We start from the raw sequence: 19,096 nt of genomic DNA on the forward strand, positions 1-19,096 counted from the left end.
CCTCCATGGCCCGGTGCGGCTAGCCTGGCGTCCTGCCAGGCTACCCCCGGATCAGAGCCAGGACTCAGCCGTCACTAACGTCGCATTCTGCGTTGTCAGTGCCATCGTGTTCGAAAAGCATTTCGGTGGCAGTGACTGCGATTTTGAATCTCGTCCCCACGCTCCAGCTTGACTATCGTTCCAACGCTCCGCGTTGGAATGCAGTTCGTGACGCTCTGCGTCACACGGTGGTTTTTCGTTGTCAGGTGGATTGGGGGCTCGACTCAGGTCACCTTTACGCGGGCTATAACGACCTTTTCGCGAGCAGGCGAAGCGTCGTCCGGCTCGCTCACGCAGGTCTTGTGTGCTTGCACTCAACCACCCAATGCTCCTAGGCTCACCCGATCTTTGATTCGGGAAGCACCATGGACAGCTCTCTCAGCCGCCGCGAGCGGCTGCATATTGTTATTTTCGAGGCCAATACGCCTGCCGGGCGGATGTTTGACAAGGCGGTGCTGGTCGCGATTCTGCTCAGTCTGCTGGTCACTATCATCGACAGCATCGAGAGTATTCATCGTGATTACGCGATGCTTTTCGCGTGGATCGAATGGGGCTTCACGCTGATGTTTGCCATCGAATACATGCTGCGCCTCTATTGCTCGCCACGGCCGCTGAAGTACGCCTTCAGTTTCTACGGGTTGGTGGACCTGCTGGCGATCGTGCCGGGCGTGCTGTCGATCTATTACAGCGATGCGCAATACCTGCTGATCGTGCGGATCATCCGTATGCTGCGGATCTTCAGGGTGCTCAAGCTCGGCACCTACCTGCGGCAGGCCAATTACCTGCTGGCGGCGCTGCGTGGCAGCAAGCAGAAGATCATCGTGTTTCTGGTCACGGTGTCGACACTGGTCACCGTATTCGGCACGCTGATGTATGTGATCGAAGGTCCGGAGCATGGTTTCACCAGCATTCCCAAGGGTATTTACTGGGCCATCGTGACCCTGACGACGGTGGGCTTTGGCGATATCGTGCCCAAGACTCCGCTCGGCCAGATGCTCTCCTCGCTGGTGATGATTACCGGTTACTCGATCATCGCCGTGCCCACCGGGATATTCACCGCCGAGCTGGCCAACGCCATGCGCGGCGAGCAGCTGAAACACGACTGCCCGGTGTGCTCGAAAAACCTTCACGAGCATGGCGCGGCGTTCTGCTCACGCTGCGGCAATCAATTGTTTACAAAAACAGAGCACAAGGCATAAGCAAAGATCTTTTCGGTCTTTAAACCGCAGGCGCCATGCTGATAGTGTCGCGGCATTACGCCATCAGGCTTGTCACATGACGCTTCATCTCAAGGACCTTGCAGTGATTAAACTCTTCGCCGCCTCGCTACTGGCCGCCGGCCTGGCTTTTGCCAACGCTGCCCAGGCAGCTCCGCCGCTGCTCAACGTCTCCTATGACGTGATGCGTGATTTCTACAAGGACTACAACAGCGCCTTCCAGAAGCACTGGAAAGCCGAGAAGAATGAAGAGGTGACCGTGCAGATGTCCTTCGGCGGGTCGAGCAAGCAAGCGCGTTCGGTCATCGACGGGCTGCCGGCTGACGTGATCACCATGAACATGGCCACTGACATCAACGCCCTGGCCGACAATGGCAAGCTGGTGCCGGAAGACTGGGTCAGCCGCCTGCCAAACAACAGCGCGCCCTTCACCTCGGCCACGGTGTTCATCGTGCGCAAAGGCAACCCGAAGGCGATCAAAGACTGGCCGGACCTGATCAAGGATGGCGTCGAAGTCATCGTGCCCAACCCGAAAACCTCGGGCAACGGCCGCTACACCTACCTGTCGGCCTGGGGCTACACCCTGAAAAAAGGCGGCGATGAAGCGGCGGCGAAGAAATTCGTCGGTGATCTGTTCAGCCATGTGCCAGTGCTTGATACCGGCGGTCGCGGTGCGACTACGACGTTCATGACCAACCAGATCGGCGACGTGCTGGTCACCTTCGAGAACGAAGCGGAAATGATCGCCCGTGAATTCGGTCGCGACCAGTTCGAAGTGGTCTACCCGTCCGTGTCGGCAGAAGCCGAGCCACCGGTCAGTGAGGTCGACAAGGTCGTGGACAGGAAAGGATCCCGCCCCCTGGCTGAGGAATACCTGAAATACCTGTGGTCACCGGAAGGCCAGGAAATCGCGGCCAAAAACTACCTGCGCCCGCGTGACCCGCAGGTGCTGGCCAAGTACACGGATCGCTTCCCGAAAGTGGACTTCCTCTCGGTGGAGAAAAACTTCGGTGACTGGCGCACGGTGCAGAAGACCCACTTCATCGACGGCGGTGTGTTCGACCAGATCTATCCGGGCAAATAAGCCGCTCAGGCAATGCAAAACGGCGACCTGCAAGGTCGCCGTTTTTATTCAAGCCTGAATCATTTACTGAACTGTTTGCCCAGCCCTGCCGGCACGCCGCTGACATCAGTGGCCTGCCACGGACCGTTGGGGCTGGTTGCCCAGCTCCAGCCGTCATTCCACTGATAGTAGGTGCGCTGGCGATAGAAGGTGTTGGGCTGATCATCCATCACGTACACGCCCAGGCGCGGATCCCAATGGCTGCCGCCACCCGGTGGCGGCGCGAAACTGGCCGAGGACTTCGGCGCGGCGGCAGGCGCCTTGGCAGGCTCCGAAGGCGCGCTACTCGGACGCGGCGCGCCGGGCTGCTGGCCACCCGGCAGGTTGAGGATCGGCTCCTGGCTATGTGGCGGTGCCGGATGCTGGACAGCACAGGCACTCAGGCCAACGACCAGACCCAACAAGGTGATGCGTGCGGTACGGTACATAAGCGAATTCTCTAGTTATCCGGACTGTCAATGGTCAACGCCTGCTGAACCCCGGAATCACTGGCCAGTGGCTGACTGCGGCCGACCCACTCACCGGTGGTTGGCTGCCCTGCGCGAGACACTCGCGCAACCAGTTGGACTTGCGCAAAGTTCGACAGGTTCAGTTGCGGCATCATCGCGTCGGAATCGCTCAGTTCCACGTCGGCAGGCAAGTCCGCCACGGTAATCCGTTTGACCGCCAAAGGCGCCGCCGGGCCATTGATGGCGCGGGCGAAGATGAACACGCTGTCGTTCGGCCTTACCTTGCCTTGAAGCGCCGCAGCCAGCTCGACATGAATTTTAATCGACTTCGCCTTAACTGCCGGCGCCGCGTCTGCCGCGCGTTTGGCGAGGTTATCTCTGGCGCGGGCAATGCCGCCTTCCAGTGCCGAACGCGATGCGTCATCTGCGGGCAGTGCTGCGAGCAACCGGGTCCAGTAATCCACCGCCGCCTGATAGCGCTGTGTTTCGAACGCGGCAATCCCCAGCAGACCAAGGCTGGTGACTTCCCTGGGGTCAGCCTGCAGCGCTTCGTCGGTCAGCGCCTGCACCTGGGGTGTGAAGTGCTTGTCGCTGGCGAAATACAGCGCCTGAGCCCATTGCCCGAGCAACTCGGGCTGCCTTCCGGCCAGCGCTACCGAACGCTCGAACATCTGCGCGGCATCACCCGGGCGGTTCTGCGCCATGTAGCTGCGCGCCAGAAAATACAGGTTTTCGGCTGAGTCCGGTTGAGCCTGCACGCTGCGCTCCAGACGCTGGGTCATGTCTGCCAGCGAGGTCGGTGGTCGAGCGAATTCGCGACTCAGTTCAACCCGGTCGCTGGCCCCCAGCTGGAGATAGCCCGCCAGCCCCAACACCGGGACCAGCAGCGCAGCAAGCAGCAGCAAGGGCTTGCCCAGGCGCGAAGTCCGGTCGGGCTCCGCACCTTCGGTGTCGGCAAGCAGCTCGCGCGCTGCTTCGGCACGTGCAGCCTGCAGTTGCACCACCGACAACACGCCCTGCTCCTGCTGAACCTGCAATTCGTTCAGTCGCTCCTGATACAACGCCACGTTCAGAGCCGTGCGGTCTTCTTCCCGTTGCGCGCGATGGCCGCGCAACAGCGGAATCAGCAAGAAGCTCAGCGCAACCAGCAGCAACAGCCCGGTTGCCATCCAGAAATCGATCATGGGCGGTGCTCATCCAGCAAGGTGGCAAGACGCTGCCTTTCATCTTCGGAAAGCTCATCGGCCTTTGCGGATTGCGCCTTGCGGCGGCGGCCAACGATAAGGCCGATCACCACGAGTCCGCCGAACAGCAGACCGGCCGGCCCGAACCACAGCAACCAGGTGCGTGCATTGAGGCTCGGCTTGTAGCGAACGAAATCACCATAGCGATCGACCATGAAATCGATGATCTGCTGGTTGCTCTGCCCTTCGCCCAGCATGCGGTAGATTTCCTTGCGCAAATCAGCGGCAATCGGCGCATTGGAGTCGGCGATGTCCTGGTTCTGGCATTTCGGGCAACGCAGTTCTCTGGTCAGTTCGCTGTAGCGCGCGCGCTCGGCGTCGTCGCGAAAGGCATAAGCGTCGATGGCCGCGTGAGCAATGCCTGAGCACAGCACGCTGAGCAGGACGATCAGCAGACGGCGCTTCATGGCCGTGCCTCATCAACCAGTTGCTGATAGCGCGCGGCAAGCTTTTCGCGCCAAACTGCGTCGTCGATGACCCCGACGTGTTTGTAACGAATGATGCCTTGAGCGTCGATCAGGAAGGTTTCCGGCGCACCGTACACCCCCAGATTGAGCCCCAGAGAGCCGTCCTGATCACGAATATTCAACTGATACGGATCATGAAATTCCTTGAGCCATTTCAGCGCGTCGGCGTTGACGTCCTTGTAATTCACGCCATAGATCAGCACGCCCTGCTGCGCCAGCCGGGTGAGCACCGGATGCTCCACCCGGCAGGCCACGCACCAGGTGCCCCAAACGTTGATTAGCGCAGGTTTGCCGAGCAGATCGGCACGGCTCAACATCCGCCCGCCCTGCACCGCCGGTAGCGAAAATGCCGGAAAAGGCTTGCCGATCAGTGCCGAGGGCAGCTCGGCGGGGTCCAGATACAAACCGCGATACAAGAACGCCGCGACGCCCAGAAACAGCACCAGTGGCAGTACCATGACCCAACGTTTCATTGTGCAGCTCCCGACATACCCAACGCCTCGCGCACCTTGTTCTTCACCCGGGTGCGATAACGCCGGTCCAGCGCCGCCAGCACCCCGCCCAGACCGGTCAGCAGGCCGCCAAGCCAGATCCAGCGCACAAACGGTTTGACATGAACCCGAACGGCCCACGCGCCATCGCCCAGCGGTTCACCCAGGGCGACATACAGGTCACGGCTGAAACCGGCATCAATGCCCGCTTCGGTCATCATCGACTGCTGCACGGTGTAGAAGCGCTTCTCCGGGTGCAGTTCGGTCAGTTGAACGTCGTTGCGCAGCACGCGAACGGTGCCCCGATCCGAGGTGAAGTTCGGCCCTTCATAATGCCGGGCGCCCTCGAAGACAAAGGTATACCCACCCAGTTCGGTGGACTCGCCGGGGGCCATACGCAAATCGCGCTCGGCGCTGTTCTGGCTCGACAGCACCACACCCAGCGCGCACACGACAATGCCAAGGTGCGCCAGCTGCATGCCCCAGTAGCTGCGGGTCAGACTGCGTGCGCCGCTGAGCAGCCCCTTGTGGCGAGTCTTGTCGAGCAGGTCGCGAACCCCGGCCAGCAGCACCCAGGCGGCGAGCATCAGGGTCGCCAGCACCGCCCACTGGAAATCGCCCAGCAGCAGACCGGCAAGCACCGCCAGAACAACGCTGCCAATCAGTACCGGGGCCAGCATGCCGAGCAGCCATTTCAGCGGCGTGTCCTTCCAGCGCACCAGTACGCCGACCGCCATCACCACCAGCAGCAAGCCCATCAATGGCACGAACAGTGTATTGAAGTACGGCGGCCCGACCGACATCTTGGCGCCGCTCATGGCATCGATCACCAGCGGATAAAGGGTGCCCAGCAGAATCATGGACGCGGCAACCACCAGCAACAGGTTATTGCCCAGCAGCAGGGTTTCCCGCGACCACAGGCCGAATCCGACCTGGCTTTTGACCACCGGTGCGCGAATCGCGAACAGGGTCAGCGAGCCACCCACCACGACCAGCAGGAACATCAGGATGAACACGCCGCGCGCCGGGTCCGAGGCAAAGGCGTGCACGGAGGTCAGCACCCCGGAACGGACCAGGAACGTGCCCAGCAGGCTCAGTGAAAACGCAGCAATGGCCAGCAATACCGTCCAGCTCTTGAACACGCCACGTTTTTCCGTGACCGCCAGCGAGTGAATCAGCGCAGTGCCGACCAGCCAAGGCATGAACGAGGCGTTTTCCACCGGGTCCCAGAACCACCAGCCGCCCCAGCCCAGCTCGTAATACGCCCACCATGAGCCCAGGCTGATGCCGATGCCGAGAAAGGCCCAGGCCACCAGCGTCCACGGCCTGGACCAGCGCGCCCAGGCAGCGTCGAGTCGACCGCCGAGCAAGGCGGCGATGGCGAATGCAAACGCCACGGAGAAGCCGACATAGCCCATGTACAGCATCGGCGGATGCACGATAAGGCCAATATCCTGCAACAACGGGTTCAGATCACGTCCATTCGCGGGCATCTGCGGCAACAGACGCGCGAACGGATTTGAGGTGAGGATCAGAAACGACAGGAAACCCAGGCTGATCATGCCCATCACGGCGAGGACCCGCGCCAGCATCACCTGCGGCAGTTGCCGGGAAAACACCGACACGGCGAAGGTCCAGCCACCGAGAATCAATGCCCAAAGCAGCAACGAACCTTCATGCGCGCCCCACACGGCGCTGAACTTGTAGTACCAGGGCAGCGCGGTGTTGGAGTTCTGTGCAACGTAGGCGACAGAGAAGTCGTCGACCATGAACGCGTAGGTCAGGCAACCGAAGGCGAAGATCAGAAAGCTGAACTGGCCCCAGGCTGCCGGACGGGCCAGGCTCATCCACAAGCGGTCACCGCGCCACGCGCCGATCAGCGGAATGATGGCCTGCACCAGCGCAAAGCCGAGTGCCATAATCATGGCCAGATGGCCGAGTTCGGGAATCATCGATCAACCCTGTTTGACGGGTGTGGGAGACGCAGCCGGTGCCGCCCGACCGCTGTCACGCAGGGCCTTGGTGACCTCGGGGGGCATGTACTTCTCGTCATGCTTGGCCAGTACCTCGTCGGCCACCACTACGCCCTGTGCATTGAGTTTGCCCAGCGCCACGATGCCCTGCCCTTCGCGAAACAGATCGGGAAGAATGCCTCGATAGGTGATGGTTACCGACTTGTTGAAATCGGTGACCACAAAACGCACGTCCAGCGAATCGGCCGAGCGCTGCAATGAGCCCTTTTCGACCATGCCGCCGGCCCGAATGCGGGTATCCAGTGGCGCCTCGCCATTGGCGATCTGGCTGGGGGTGTAGAACAGGTTGATGTTTTCCTGCAAGGCGCTGAGAGCCAGGGTCACGGCCAGACCAACACCGGCCAGCAGCGCGACAATGATCAACAAGCGTTTTTTGCGTAGCGGGTTCACGGGCGATTCCCCCGCTTCAGGCGACGCGCCTGCTGTTTCAGAAAGCGCTGCCGCGCCCATAGCGGCAGCGCCACGTTGATCAGCAGCACCACAAGGCACAGGCCGTAGGCCGACCAGACAAATACCCCGTGGCGACCCATGGCAAGAAAATCGCTGAACGATGCAAAACTCAAAGCGTGTTCTCCGACTGCGCTGCTGTGTGCCCCAGGCTGCGCAGAATCTCGGCCTTGACCCACTGGGTGCGCGCTTCGCGACGCAACACTTCAAGACGCATGCGCATCATCAACAGCACGCCGAACAAGCAGTAGAAACCCAGCGTGGTGAACAGCAGCGGCAGCCACATTTCAGCCGGCATGGCGGGTTTCTCCGTGAGGCTGAACGTCGACCCCTGATGCAGGGTGTTCCACCACTCGACCGAATACTTGATGATCGGAATGTTCACCACGCCGACGATCGCCAGCACCGCGCAGGCCTTGGCGGCGCTGTCGCGGTTACTGATGGCATTGCCCAGCGCGATCAGGCCGAAATACAGGAACAGCAGAATCAGCATCGAGGTCAGTCGCGCGTCCCAGACCCACCATGCCCCCCAGGTGGGCTTGCCCCAGATCGCGCCGGTCGCCAGCGCCAGCGCGGTCATCCACGCGCCGATGGGTGCAGCGCAGTGCAGCGCGACATCGGCCAGCTTGATTCTCCAGACCAGCCCGACCAGCCCGCACACGGCCAGCATGACGTAACAGGACTGGGCGAGCATCGCGGCAGGTACGTGGATATAAATGATCCGGAAGCTGTTGCCCTGCTGGTAATCCGGCGGCGCGAACGCCAGGCCCCAGACCATGCCGATGACCAGCAACAGCACAGCGACAACACTCATCCAGGGCAGCAGGCGTGCGCTGACGCGATAAAAACCTTTCGGCGAGCCGAGCGTGTGCAGCCAGGCCCAACCGATGCTGCTTTTCATGGCGTTGCTTTTCATCAGGGTACATCCAGGGTGTTGACCGGCATCGAAGTCTCGATCCCGGAACCTCAATTATTCGCCGATGCTGATTTTCAGGCCAGCGGCTATCGCAAAGGGTGTCAGGGTGATCGCCAGCGCCGCCAGGCTGGCCAGCCACAGCAGATAGCCAGTCGCCGGCATGCCCTGCAGCGCGGCTTGCAATGCACCGCTGCCCAGAATCAGTACCGGGATGTACAGCGGCAGAATCAACAATGCCAGCAGCAGGCCGCCACGCTTCAAACCCACAGTCAACGCTGCACCCAATGCGCCCAGCAGGCTGAGCACCGGGGTGCCCAGCAGCAGCGAAACCATCAGCACCGGCAGGCACTGCACCGGCAGACCGAGCATCAATGCCAGCAAAGGTGACAACAGTACCAGTGCCAGCCCGGAAAAAACCCAGTGTGCCAGCACTTTGATCAGCACCAGAAGGGCCAGCGGGTGCGGCGAAAGGACCCACTGCTCCAGCGAGCCATCCTCGAAATCACTGCGCAACAGCCCGTCCAGCGACAGCAGCACGGCCAGCAGTGCCGCCACCCAGACCAGCCCCGGCGACAAGGTTTGCAACAATTGCGTCTGCGGTCCCAGCGCCAGCGGGAACAGGGCGACCACGATCGCAAAGAACACCAGCGGGTTGGCCAGCTCTGCCGGACGCCTCGCCAGCAGCCGCACCTCACGAAGCATCAGCAGGACAAACACATTGCTCATGCTGACCATTGCCCCAGGTCGAGGTCCCGATAGCCCGCAGGCAGGCGGTTCAGGCTGTGGTGGGTGGTCATGACAATCATACCGCCGTGTTCACAGTGCCGGGCGAGGTGGTTTTCCAGTTGCTCGATGCCTTGGCGGTCGAGCGCGGTAAACGGCTCGTCGAGCAGCCAGAGTGGCGGGCCCGGTAGATACAGACGTGCCAGCGCGACGCGACGCTGCTGCCCGGCCGACAAGGTGTGACAGGGCACATCCTCGAAACCTGCCAGCCCGACCGCATCGAGCGCGGTGGCAATGGTATCGGCATCGGCACCGTCCGGCTGGTGAAGTGCACTGAGCCAGGACAGGTTTTCCAGTGGCGTCAGCACATCCTTGATCGCTGGCGCATGACCGATCCACAACGGTTTGCGGCCCGGTGCGGCGGGCTGCCGGCCCAGTGGCTGCGCGTCGAGCAGGATTTGCCCGGCCGTTGGCTGCATCAGCCCGCACAGCAGGCGCAGCAGGCTGGTCTTGCCGCAGCCGTTGGGACCGCTGATCTGCAGCATGTCGCCTGTGTGCAGGTGAAGATCGAGGTTTTCGAACAGCATCCGCCCGTCCCGCTCACACGCCAGAGCCGTCGCTTGCAAAAATGGGGTGACTGGGATCATCGGGCGTTTCCAGTGTTTTGCGTCGCGAAATGTGCCAAAACAGACACATACGGAGTAAAACGCGGTTCAAGTCGGGGTTGATACGGCCGTTACATGAAGAGAAGTTAATGGCGGCTGGTCCGGTTTTGGCCGGTATTATACATGCGAGTCCTGTTATCAAAGGGGCAATTTCCTCGGGTCGATAGTTCAATGACAGGCGACATCACCAGCGTTCCGGCAACAAACGCCACTCTGACACTGTTGCGCGCCGGCATCTCCCCCGCGCAAGTGCTGACCATGCTGCAATCGGCGGAAAATCTGATCCCCGAAGGCGAAACCGCCAACGCCGAAGTGCTGACCCTCAAGCAGGTCAACCAGAACTTCCAACTGCTGTTGCGGCTGGTGCTCGCCAACGGCAGCCTGACCAATTTACCGGTCACCAGCAGCGTCCCGTTCACGCCCGGCAGCCTGCTGCAAGTGTCGCAGGCGTCGGCTAACGAGCTGACCTTGACGCTGCAGCAACTCAACAGCGCGATGAAAAACTCGATGACCAGCATCGATACCCGACAATTACCGGTCGGCACGCTGCTGCAGGGCAAAGTCATGACCAGCCAGGTGATCGCTCAGGCGGTCAATCAACTGGCCGGCCAGAACCCGGCCGCTGCGACGCCCACCTACCGCTCCATCGTGATGCTGCTCAACACGGCGCTGGCGGGTTCCAGTCTGACCATCGAGAGCCCGCAGCCGCTGACGGTCGGCAGCCTCTTGAGCGCTCAGGTACAAGGCAATCAGGCACTCAACTTCGTGGCCCTGCCCGGTCGCTTCGACCAACTGGCCTTGGCGCAGCAACTGTCCGCACAGCAAAATCGCCAAGGCTCGCTGGACACCCTGATCAACGCCCTGCAAAACCTGCAGTCCGGCAGCCCGACCAGTAACAGCCCGGCCATCAGCGCGCCGCTGCAGGCCAGTATCGACCAATTGCTCGCCGACCTGCCCGATGTCGAGCAGATGACCACGCCCAAAGGCGTGGCCCAGGCGTTCAACGCCAGCGGCGCTTTTCTGGAAGCCAGGCTGCTGGCCGGCTTGAACCCGGCGCAGATGCCGGACATGAAAGCCAACCTGATGCGCCTGATCGCCCAGATTCTTCCCGGCCTGCCGGACAACATGTCTTACGGCGCAGCGGCGGCGTCCAATACCCTGGCGCGCACGATGCCCAATGCAATCCGCAATGCACTGGGCACCCTGGGCCTGGTCGCGGCACGCACTCAGCCAAGCATTTTTCCGTTGCCATCGCGCGCGGTCAGCGGTGGCGAGAAGGAGGATGATCTGGAAATCCTCCTCAAGCTCGCTGCGGCTGCGGTCTCACGCCTGCAAAGCCATCAACTGGGCGGCCTGGAACAGACACGTACCCACGCCGACGGCACCCAGGTAACCACCTGGCAGCTGGAAGTGCCGATGCGCAACGCCCACGACATCGTGCCCTTGCAGGTCAAGGTGCAGCGTGAAGACAAGCCGGATCAGGAAGCGGCCGAAGACCGTGATGGTGTCGAGATCAAGGACACCCGGGAAAAGCTCTGGAAAGTCGACCTGGCGTTCGACCTCGAGCCGTTGGGCCCCTTGCAGGTGCATGCGCAACTATTGCGCGGCACACTGTCCAGCCAGCTATGGGCCGAGCGCCCCGACAGCGCGGCATTGATCGAACATGAACTGGGGTACCTGCGCGAACGGCTGATAGCCTGCGGTCTGGAGGTGGGCGAACTGGCCTGCAGCCACGGCGCACCGCCGAGCGGTCCGCGCACCGCGCTCGAACAACGCTGGATTGATGAGAACGCCTGATGAGCCTACCCGATCACACTCCGCGCCAGGCTATCGCCCTCAGCTATGACGGCCAGCACGCCCCGACGCTCAGCGCCAAGGGCGACGACCAGTTGGCCGAGGCCATCCTGGCCATCGCCCGCGAATACGAAGTGCCGATCTATGAGAACGCCGAACTGGTCAAGCTGTTGGCACGCATGGAGCTAGGCGACAGTATTCCAGAGCCGCTGTACCGCACGATTGCCGAAATCATCGCGTTCGCCTGGCACCTGAAAGGCAAATTTCCAGCAGGTCAGGACCCGGACGCGCCGCCTGTCGAACGCGATATCACGCCGCGCTACTGACAGCCGAGGCGCTGGCCGGCATCACATTGCAATCGGCTTGCGCCCTGCAAACGAATGCGCCAGCGTGCCACCGTCGACCAGGTCCAGCTCGCCACCCAACGGAACGCCGTGAGCAATGCGCGACGCGACCAGGCCCTTGTCGTGGAGCAGTTGGGCGATGTAATGCGCCGTCGCCTCACCTTCCACCGTCGGATTGGTGGCGAGGATCACCTCGGTGAAGGTGCCCTGCTGGCTGATGCGCTCCATCAATTGCGGAATGCCGATGGCCTCCGGTCCCAGGCCGTCGAGTGGCGACAGATGGCCCTTGAGCACGAAGTAACGACCGCGGTAGCCAGTCTGCTCCACCGCATAGACATCCGTCGGGCCTTCGACCACACACAGCAGCGTGTCATCACGCCGCGGGTCTGCGCATTGCGGGCAGAGCTCCTCTTCGGTCAGCGTGCGGCACGAGCGGCAGTGACCCACGCCGTCCATCGCCTGCCCCAGTGCCTGCGCCAGCCGCGAACCGCCGCTGCGGTCGCGCTCCAGCAACTGCAACGCCATGCGCTGAGCGGTTTTCTGACCGACGCCCGGCAGCACGCGGAAGGCATCGATCAACTGGCGAATCAGGGGGCTGAAGCTCATGGAGAAAAATCCGACAAAAACACAAGACGCGGTTTATACCCGCGCGTTGCCGTGAGCGTCAATTAAGGTGTTCAACCCAGCGACCAACAGCGTGCCGGTACTGTGCCGAATCAGGCTTTCAGGGCTGTCTCGAGAAACTCGGTCAACGCCTGTACCCGTGCGCTGCGATGCTTGCGTACAGGCACCAGCAGGTTGATCGGCGCACTGGCCAGCTGCCAATCGGCAAGCACCCGCACCAGCCTGCCACTGGCAATGGCGTCGCTGACGTCCCACTGCGAGCGCAACACGATGCCCAGCCCCTGCTCGGCCCAGCGCCGGGCGACCGAGCCGTCGTTACTGAGCAGCGCGGGCTCGATGCGCAGGGTCTTTTTCGTCTGGCCCTTGCTCAGGTGCCAGAGGGTGACGTCTTCATCGTTTTCGCGAATGCAGATGCAGCGATGGCCGGCCAGCTGCTCGGGCGTCGAGGGCACACCATGCTGCTCGATATACGCCGGGCTGGCGCACAACCAGCGATGATTCTGTGCCAACGGCATGGCGATCCACTGGCTGTCATTGAGGCTGCCGATGTGTATCACCGCATCGCTGTCATGACGGTCCGGCCAGGGTGTTTCGCGCAGGTCCAGTTGCAGGCACAACTGCGGGTGCAGCCTGGCGAAGCGCGCCAGCAGCGGCGCAATGCGCTGGCGTCCATAACCGAACGGCGCTGCCAGGCGCAGCGTGCCCACCAGTCGTTCATCTCGCTGCCTGAAGGACTCCGGGAGTGCCTCCAGTTGCTCCAGCAACTGTGCGCTTTCGCGGGCGAAACGCTCGCCATCAGCGGTCAGACTCAGGCGTCTGGCGTCGCGACTGGCCAGGGTGATGCCCAGTTGCGTCTCCAGTTTGCGCAAGCGCATCGACAATGCGGGCGGCGAAACATTGAGGATTCTGGCGGCAGCACTGAGCGATTCGCAGCGCGACAGGGTCACGGCCAGACGCAGGTCTTCGATGGCGATCATTCACTTCAGCTTAAGGATTGATGATCACGCATTGAACCACAGCTTCATCATCGCTGCGTAGAGTGGCTGCCGTACCCAGTCACACGAGCGCTTTCCATGTCAGCCTCCCTGTCTTCTCTCGATACGCCTGTCGCGCTGCTCGACGTGTCGCGCATGCAGCACAATATCCAGCGCATGCAACAACGCATGAATGAACTGGGCGTGCGCTTGCGCCCACACGTCAAGACCAGCAAATGCCTGCCGGTCATTCAGGCGCAGATTGCAGCGGGCGCCAGCGGCGTCACGGTGTCGACATTAAAGGAGGCCGAGCACTGCTTTGCCGAAGGCATCGACGACGTGTTCTATGCCGTCGCCATTGCACCCGGCAAGCTGGAGCAGGCACTCAGACTGCGGCGCAAGGGCTGCCGCCTGAGCATCCTGACCGACAGCGTAGCGGCGGCCCGGGCGATTGCGGTTTTCGGCCAGGCGCATGACGAACGTTTCGACGTGTGGATTGAAATCGATTGCGACGGTCATCGCTCCGGGCTGACCGTCGAAGACCCCTCGCTGGTCGAGGTCGCGAGCACGCTGGTCAACGGCGGCATGCAACTGCGTGGGGTAATGACCCATGCCGGGTCCAGTTATGACCTCGACACCCCTGAAGCGCTGCAAGCCCTCGCCGAACAGGAACGCAGGCTGTGCGTCAGCGCCGCCGAGCGGATTCGCCAGGCAGGGCTGCCCTGTGCGGACGTCAGCATCGGTTCGACCCCGACGGCACTGTCGGCGCAGAGCCTGCACGGCGTGACCGAAGTGCGCGCCGGGGTGTATGTGTTCTTCGATCTGGTGATGCACAACATTGGCGTATGCCGGGCAGATGAGCTGGCCCTGAGCGTGTTGACCACGGTCATCGGCCATCAGCAGGACAAGGGCTGGATCATCGTTGACGCAGGCTGGATGGCCATGAGTCGCGACCGTGGCACTCAGCGCCAGCGTGAGGATTTCGGCTATGGCCAGGTGTGCAACGAAACTGGCGAGTGGATCGACGGTGCACGGGTCACCGGTGCCAATCAGGAGCACGGCATCATCACGCTTGCTGCGGGCAGCGAGACCGACATCAGCGAGCGTTTTCCCATCGGTAGCCGGCTGCGCATTCTGCCCAATCACGCCTGTGCCACCGGCGCGCAATTCCCCGACTACCACGCCTGCGACAGCGAAGGCGCAATCCATACCTGGAGTCGTCTGCATGGCTGGTGAGATGAAACCGATCAGTACGCCCGGGGCTGCAGCACCCGGCGGGCATTATTCGCAGGCGATGCTGCATCAAGGCACGCTGCATGTTTCCGGACAACTGCCGGTGCGCGCCGATGGCAGTCACAGCGTCGGCGAGCCGTTCGAGGTCCAGGCCGCCGTGGCGCTGGACAATCTGCTGGCCATCCTTGGCGCAGCGGGATGCAGCACGGATGACCTGCTTAAAGTGACCATTTACATCGCAGGCGTCCAGCACTGGCCTGCCTTCGACCGCCTCTACGCGGGCTATCTGGGCGAGCATCGCCCTGCGCGCGCGGTGGTGCCGGTCCCGGAATTGCACCACGGTTACCTGATCGAGATCGAAGCCCTGGCGCGTTGTAGCCAATCAACATGACCGGGAGCCCCTCATGACCCCACAAAAAAGCGATGTCCTGATTATCGGCGGCGGCTTCATGGGCGCATCCTCTGCGTTTTTTCTGCGCCAGCACGGCCGTTCGGTCACCCTGCTGGAGCGCGACCAGATCGGCCAATACGCCAGCGGCGTGAATTTCGGCAACGTGCGCCGTCAGGGACGGTTTCTCGGCCAACTGGAACTGTCCAATCGCTCCTGGGCACTGTGGAAGCGCCTGCCGGAGCTGATCGGCGAAGACCTGGAATTCATTCCCAGCGGGCACATGCGCGTTTGCTATCGCGAAGACGAAATCGCCGAACTGGAAGCCTATGCCGCCGCCCCGGAAGCCCGCGAGCTGGACTTGCAGATCCTTTCCGGCAAGGCGCTGCACGACCGTTTTCCGTTTCTCGGTGCACAAGTCAAAGGCGGTTCCTATGCGCCCCATGACGGGCACGCCAACCCTCGGTTGGCTGCACCGGCATTTGCCCGCGCGGCGATTCGTGCGGGTGCAAGAATCGAAGAGCGCACTGAAGTGATCGAGGTGCAGAAGGTCGGCGGCGAGTTTCAGGTCACCACCGCCGATGGACAGCTATTCGTCGCCGAACAGTTGCTCATCACTGCCGGTGCCTGGGGCGCCAGGCTCGCCGAGCAGTTCGGCGAGTCTGTCCCTCTTGAGCCCAACGGACCGCAGATGTCGGTGACAGAACCGATACCTTACGCGCTGCCGACGGTGATCGGGGTGTTTACCAAGATCAAGGAAGAAGTCATCTATTTTCGGCAGATCCCGCGCGGCAACATCATCATCGGGGGCGGCAATCGCAATAAGCCGGACATGCTCAACCGCCGCGCCTACTTCAAGCCGGAAAGCCTGATCAACCAGATGAAACAGATGAAACGCCTGTTACCGGGCGCAGAAAAGCTGAACATCATCCGCGTCTGGAGCGGCATCGAGAGTTACACGCCGGACTCGCTGCCGATCATGGGCAGGAGCGGCAAGGTCGACGGCCTGTTCTATGCGTTTGGCTTTTGCGGCCACGGTTTTCAGCTTGGCCCCGGCGTCGGGGACGTCATGGCCGAGCTGATCAGCACCGGCAGCACGCGCACGTTGATCAGCCCGTTCGATATTCGCCGCTTCACCGATCCGACCGCCATCGAAATGCCGCTCATGTCCAGCCTGATGAGCACCGGAAAGCTGGTATGAGCCCAACCACTCACCCACCTCATCGCAACGGAGGCGCCATGCCTGCAACCCCAGACGCTCACTACCAGTATCGCCCGGTGACTGCGGCGGATATCCCGGCAGCCCATGCCCTTTCAGTGAGCCTCAAGTGGCCACACCGCGAACAGGACTGGGCAATGGTGCAACGTACTTCCGAGGGTTTTGTCGCCGAGCACGATGGCCAGCTGGTTGGCGTGGCGTTTACCTGCCATCAGGGTGACTGGTCCTCGATCGGGCTGGTGATCGTCCGCGATGATCATCAGGGCAAAGGCATCGGTCGCCACTTGATGAGGCTGTGTCTCGACGCAACAGCACCGCGCACGCCGATCCTCAACGCCACAGAACTGGGCGCGCCGCTTTACCAGAGCCTGGGTTTCGTTGACTTCGCACGCATCCAGCAGCATCAGGGCGTTGCCGACCTGTCAGGGCTGGCGCCAGCGAAAGACGACGTGCCGATACGTACGCTGGGCGCGACCGACCACGCAGAATTGATCCGCCTGGCCAACGCGGGCAGCGGCCTGGATCGCACTGCTGTGTTGACTGATCTGTTGCACGATGCAGAACAGGCGGTCGGCATTGAACACGCAGGCCAGTTGCAAGGCATCGCCCTGCTGCGTCGCTTCGGCCGCGGTCATATCATCGGCCCGGTGGTTGCCGGTGATGTAAATCAGGCACAGCGATTGATTGAACACCTGCTGCAACAGATACCCGGCCTGTTCGTGCGCTTCGACATTCTGGCCGACTGCGGGCTGGCGGCGTGGCTTGAAAGCCTGAGTCTGCCGTGTGTCGACAGGGCACCGCGCATGGTGCTCGGGACGCCGCCTGCCGCGAACCCGGATGTGCAGCAATTCGCGCTGGTGACTCAGGCGATCGGCTGAAAACAGCGCGGATAAACGGCCGAAACAGGTCCGCCATGTTAGCGGGTTGCATACAGCAGATTATTCTTTGCAACCCGGCAGATCGGCGCTTTTTATCCAGACTGCTTTGTTAGCTTATGGGTATCGAACGGCCCGACAGCAAACGGCCCGGCCTTGACCATTATCGCTCCAGGGAGCCCGCTGGATGACCTCACAGTCCTTGAACAGCCATCACGTTGATCCGGACACCGCGCTGAAACTGTATATCGATGGTCGTTGGTCCGCCCCGCTCGACCCGGTCAGTATCGCGGTGATCAACCCAGCGACCGAAGAAGTGGTGGCGCATGTCGCCAGTGGCTCGGCCGCCGATGTCGACCGTGCAGTTGCGGCAGCGCGGGCAGCCTTTGCCGGCTGGTCCGGCTCCTCGCCACACGCCCGCGCCCAGGTCATCGGCCGGATCCACGAGCTGATTCTCGAGCGCAAGGAACAACTGGCGCAGGCGATCTCGCTGGAGATGGGCGCATCCATCAGTTCGGCGCGGGCCATGCAGGTGCCGCTGGCCGCAGAACACGTGCGTGTCGCACGTGACCTGCTGGCGACCTACCGCTTCCACACCGTCGAAGGCAGCACGGCGATCGACCGCGAGCCCATCGGTGTGTGCGGGCTGATCACGCCGTGGAACTGGCCGCTGTATCAAATCACCGCCAAGGTCGCCCCGGCCATCGCGGCCGGCTGCACCGTGGTGCTCAAGCCCAGCGAACTGTCGCCCTTGAGCGCCCTGCTGTTCGCACAACTGGTGCATGACGCGGGTCTGCCGCCGGGGGTATTCAATCTGGTCAATGGCAGCGGCCCCGAGGTCGGTGGTGCGATGGCGGCCCACCCTGATATCGACATGATCTCGATCACCGGCTCCAACCGGGCAGGCGCATTGGTGGCGCAGGCCGCCGCGCCGACGGTTAAACGAGTGACTCAGGAACTGGGCGGCAAATCGCCGAATATCCTCCTGCCCGACGCCGACTTCGCCAAAGCCGTGCCGCCCGGCGTGATGGCCGCGTTCCGCAATGTGGGTCAGTCGTGCAGCGCACCGACGCGAATGATCGTGCCCAGGAACCGACTGGCAGAAGTCGAAGCGCTGGCTGCCGAAACGGCCGCAGCAATTGTTGTGGGTGATCCGCAACTGGAGGAAACGGTACTCGGTCCGATCGCCAACGAGGCGCAGTTTCAGCGTGTCCAGGCGATGATCGATGCCGGGCTGAGTGAAGGCGCGAAGCTGATCTGCGGCGGGCCGGGACGAGTACAGGGCCATGAGCGAGGCTTCTATACCCGGCCTACGGTGTTTTCCGAAGTGGACTCGTCGATGCGTATTGCCCGGGAAGAAATTTTCGGCCCGGTGCTGTGTCTGATTGCCTACGACACGGTCGAGGAGGCCATCGCAATTGCCAACGATACGGTCTATGGCCTGGGCGCGCATGTACAGGGGCAGGACCTCGAGCAGGCGCGCGCAGTGGCTTCGCGCATTCGTGCCGGGCAGGTGCACCTGAACTACCCAGCCTGGAATCCGATGGCCCCGTTTGGCGGCTACAAGCGCTCGGGCAACGGTCGCGAGTACGGTGTGCAGGGGTTCGAAGAGTATCTGGAGACCAAGGCTATTGTAGGGTTTGCCTGAGTGGCGTTTGTGCTACGCACTGATTCTTGCCGATTGTGACTATCGTTCCCACGCTCCGCGTGGTAATGCCTTTCGTGACGCTCCGCGTCACACAGCGGTTCTGCGATATCAGGTGGATTGAGGTTCGACTCAGGTCACCTTTTCGCCCCTCGGCGACTCACTTTGAGGGACCAAAGTGAGCAA

Annotated in this window: 21 protein-coding genes; 9 read left to right on the forward strand and 12 right to left on the reverse strand. The window is 62.1% G+C overall.

Annotated features, from left to right (window positions below; translation table 11 throughout):
* Nucleotides 1–404 precede the first annotated feature (404 nt).
* Both QRN50_RS21375 and QRN50_RS21380 read left to right on the forward strand, forming a co-directional pair.
* Nucleotides 405–1,238 carry an ion transporter gene (locus QRN50_RS21375; protein ID WP_004408189.1) on the forward strand — a complete coding sequence of 278 codons (834 nt, stop codon included), beginning with the start codon at nt 405–407 and terminating at the stop codon, nt 1,236–1,238.
* Nucleotides 1,239–1,314: 76 nt separating this feature from the next.
* Nucleotides 1,315–2,340 (forward strand): sulfate ABC transporter substrate-binding protein, encoded by a 1,026-nt coding sequence (locus QRN50_RS21380; protein ID WP_080433767.1) that lies wholly within the window; start codon nt 1,315–1,317, stop codon nt 2,338–2,340.
* A gap of 59 nt (nt 2,341–2,399) precedes the next feature.
* Here the strand turns inward: QRN50_RS21380 and QRN50_RS21385 are convergent, their stop codons facing one another.
* The 10 genes from QRN50_RS21385 to ccmA are packed head-to-tail and all read right to left on the reverse strand — an operon-like array spanning nt 2,400 to nt 9,796.
* Entirely contained in the window at nt 2,400–2,807 is a 408-nt protein-coding gene (locus QRN50_RS21385; protein WP_004408187.1) for a hypothetical protein, read from the reverse strand.
* Nucleotides 2,808–2,818: 11 nt separating this feature from the next.
* Nucleotides 2,819–4,012 carry a c-type cytochrome biogenesis protein CcmI gene (gene ccmI, locus QRN50_RS21390; protein WP_058399245.1) on the reverse strand — a complete coding sequence of 398 codons (1,194 nt, stop codon included), beginning with the start codon at nt 4,010–4,012 and terminating at the stop codon, nt 2,819–2,821.
* Nucleotides 4,009–4,479, reverse strand: a complete 471-nt coding sequence (locus QRN50_RS21395) for a cytochrome c-type biogenesis protein (protein WP_058399244.1) — start codon at nt 4,477–4,479, stop codon at nt 4,009–4,011. The genes ccmI and QRN50_RS21395 overlap by 4 nt, the downstream gene beginning before the upstream one ends.
* Nucleotides 4,476–5,012, reverse strand: coding sequence for a DsbE family thiol:disulfide interchange protein (locus QRN50_RS21400; protein WP_096126908.1), 537 nt, complete (start codon nt 5,010–5,012; stop codon nt 4,476–4,478). Before QRN50_RS21400 ends, QRN50_RS21395 begins: the two co-directional genes overlap by 4 nt.
* Entirely contained in the window at nt 5,009–6,982 is a 1,974-nt protein-coding gene (locus QRN50_RS21405; protein WP_096126909.1) for a heme lyase CcmF/NrfE family subunit, read from the reverse strand. Before QRN50_RS21405 ends, QRN50_RS21400 begins: the two co-directional genes overlap by 4 nt.
* Before the next feature lie 3 nt (nt 6,983–6,985).
* Nucleotides 6,986–7,453, reverse strand: a complete 468-nt coding sequence (ccmE, locus tag QRN50_RS21410; protein ID WP_011268403.1) for a cytochrome c maturation protein CcmE — start codon at nt 7,451–7,453, stop codon at nt 6,986–6,988.
* Nucleotides 7,450–7,626 carry a heme exporter protein CcmD gene (ccmD, locus tag QRN50_RS21415; protein ID WP_011268404.1) on the reverse strand — a complete coding sequence of 59 codons (177 nt, stop codon included), beginning with the start codon at nt 7,624–7,626 and terminating at the stop codon, nt 7,450–7,452. The genes ccmE and ccmD overlap by 4 nt, the downstream gene beginning before the upstream one ends.
* Nucleotides 7,623–8,426, reverse strand: coding sequence for a heme ABC transporter permease (locus tag QRN50_RS21420; protein WP_004408171.1), 804 nt, complete (start codon nt 8,424–8,426; stop codon nt 7,623–7,625). The genes ccmD and QRN50_RS21420 overlap by 4 nt, the downstream gene beginning before the upstream one ends.
* A gap of 54 nt (nt 8,427–8,480) precedes the next feature.
* Nucleotides 8,481–9,152 (reverse strand): heme exporter protein CcmB, encoded by a 672-nt coding sequence (gene ccmB, locus QRN50_RS21425; protein ID WP_004408170.1) that lies wholly within the window; start codon nt 9,150–9,152, stop codon nt 8,481–8,483.
* Nucleotides 9,149–9,796, reverse strand: a complete 648-nt coding sequence (gene ccmA / locus QRN50_RS21430; protein WP_060400328.1) for a cytochrome c biogenesis heme-transporting ATPase CcmA — start codon at nt 9,794–9,796, stop codon at nt 9,149–9,151. Before ccmA ends, ccmB begins: the two co-directional genes overlap by 4 nt.
* Before the next feature lie 189 nt (nt 9,797–9,985).
* Between ccmA and fliK the strand changes: the two genes are divergently transcribed.
* Both fliK and QRN50_RS21440 read left to right on the forward strand, forming a co-directional pair.
* Complete coding sequence (gene fliK / locus QRN50_RS21435) at nt 9,986–11,611, forward strand: flagellar hook-length control protein FliK (RefSeq protein WP_060400327.1); 1,626 nt, start codon at nt 9,986–9,988, stop codon at nt 11,609–11,611.
* On the forward strand, nt 11,611–11,934 hold the full coding sequence (locus QRN50_RS21440; RefSeq protein ID WP_003370273.1) for an EscU/YscU/HrcU family type III secretion system export apparatus switch protein: 324 nt from the start codon (nt 11,611–11,613) through the stop codon (nt 11,932–11,934). Before fliK ends, QRN50_RS21440 begins: the two co-directional genes overlap by 1 nt.
* Nucleotides 11,935–11,955: 21 nt before the next feature.
* Here the strand turns inward: QRN50_RS21440 and recR are convergent, their stop codons facing one another.
* Both recR and QRN50_RS21450 read right to left on the reverse strand, forming a co-directional pair.
* On the reverse strand, nt 11,956–12,558 hold the full coding sequence (gene recR, locus QRN50_RS21445; protein ID WP_004408165.1) for a recombination mediator RecR: 603 nt from the start codon (nt 12,556–12,558) through the stop codon (nt 11,956–11,958).
* A 110-nt stretch (nt 12,559–12,668) separates the two neighbouring features.
* Entirely contained in the window at nt 12,669–13,553 is an 885-nt protein-coding gene (locus tag QRN50_RS21450) for a LysR family transcriptional regulator (RefSeq protein ID WP_004408163.1), read from the reverse strand.
* 96 nt (nt 13,554–13,649) lie between these two features.
* Here QRN50_RS21450 and QRN50_RS21455 point away from each other — a divergent pair, with 96 nt between their 5' ends.
* The 5 genes from QRN50_RS21455 (at nt 13,650) to QRN50_RS21475 (ending at nt 18,913) form a co-directional block, all read left to right on the forward strand.
* Nucleotides 13,650–14,786, forward strand: coding sequence for a DSD1 family PLP-dependent enzyme (locus tag QRN50_RS21455; RefSeq protein ID WP_032655010.1), 1,137 nt, complete (start codon nt 13,650–13,652; stop codon nt 14,784–14,786).
* Nucleotides 14,776–15,174: a RidA family protein gene (locus QRN50_RS21460; RefSeq protein WP_011268409.1), complete on the forward strand. Its 399-nt coding sequence runs from the start codon at nt 14,776–14,778 to the stop codon at nt 15,172–15,174. Before QRN50_RS21455 ends, QRN50_RS21460 begins: the two co-directional genes overlap by 11 nt.
* Nucleotides 15,175–15,187: 13 nt before the next feature.
* On the forward strand, nt 15,188–16,372 hold the full coding sequence (locus tag QRN50_RS21465) for an NAD(P)/FAD-dependent oxidoreductase (protein WP_054091841.1): 1,185 nt from the start codon (nt 15,188–15,190) through the stop codon (nt 16,370–16,372).
* Nucleotides 16,373–16,410: 38 nt separating this feature from the next.
* Nucleotides 16,411–17,268 (forward strand): GNAT family N-acetyltransferase, encoded by an 858-nt coding sequence (locus tag QRN50_RS21470; RefSeq protein WP_011268411.1) that lies wholly within the window; start codon nt 16,411–16,413, stop codon nt 17,266–17,268.
* A gap of 184 nt (nt 17,269–17,452) precedes the next feature.
* Complete coding sequence (locus QRN50_RS21475; RefSeq protein WP_060405849.1) at nt 17,453–18,913, forward strand: aldehyde dehydrogenase family protein; 1,461 nt, start codon at nt 17,453–17,455, stop codon at nt 18,911–18,913.
* Nucleotides 18,914–19,096 lie beyond the last annotated feature (183 nt).

The sequence above is a fragment of the Pseudomonas sp. MEJ108 genome, from assembly GCF_030208985.1.
Classification (GTDB): domain Bacteria; phylum Pseudomonadota; class Gammaproteobacteria; order Pseudomonadales; family Pseudomonadaceae; genus Aquipseudomonas; species Aquipseudomonas fragariae.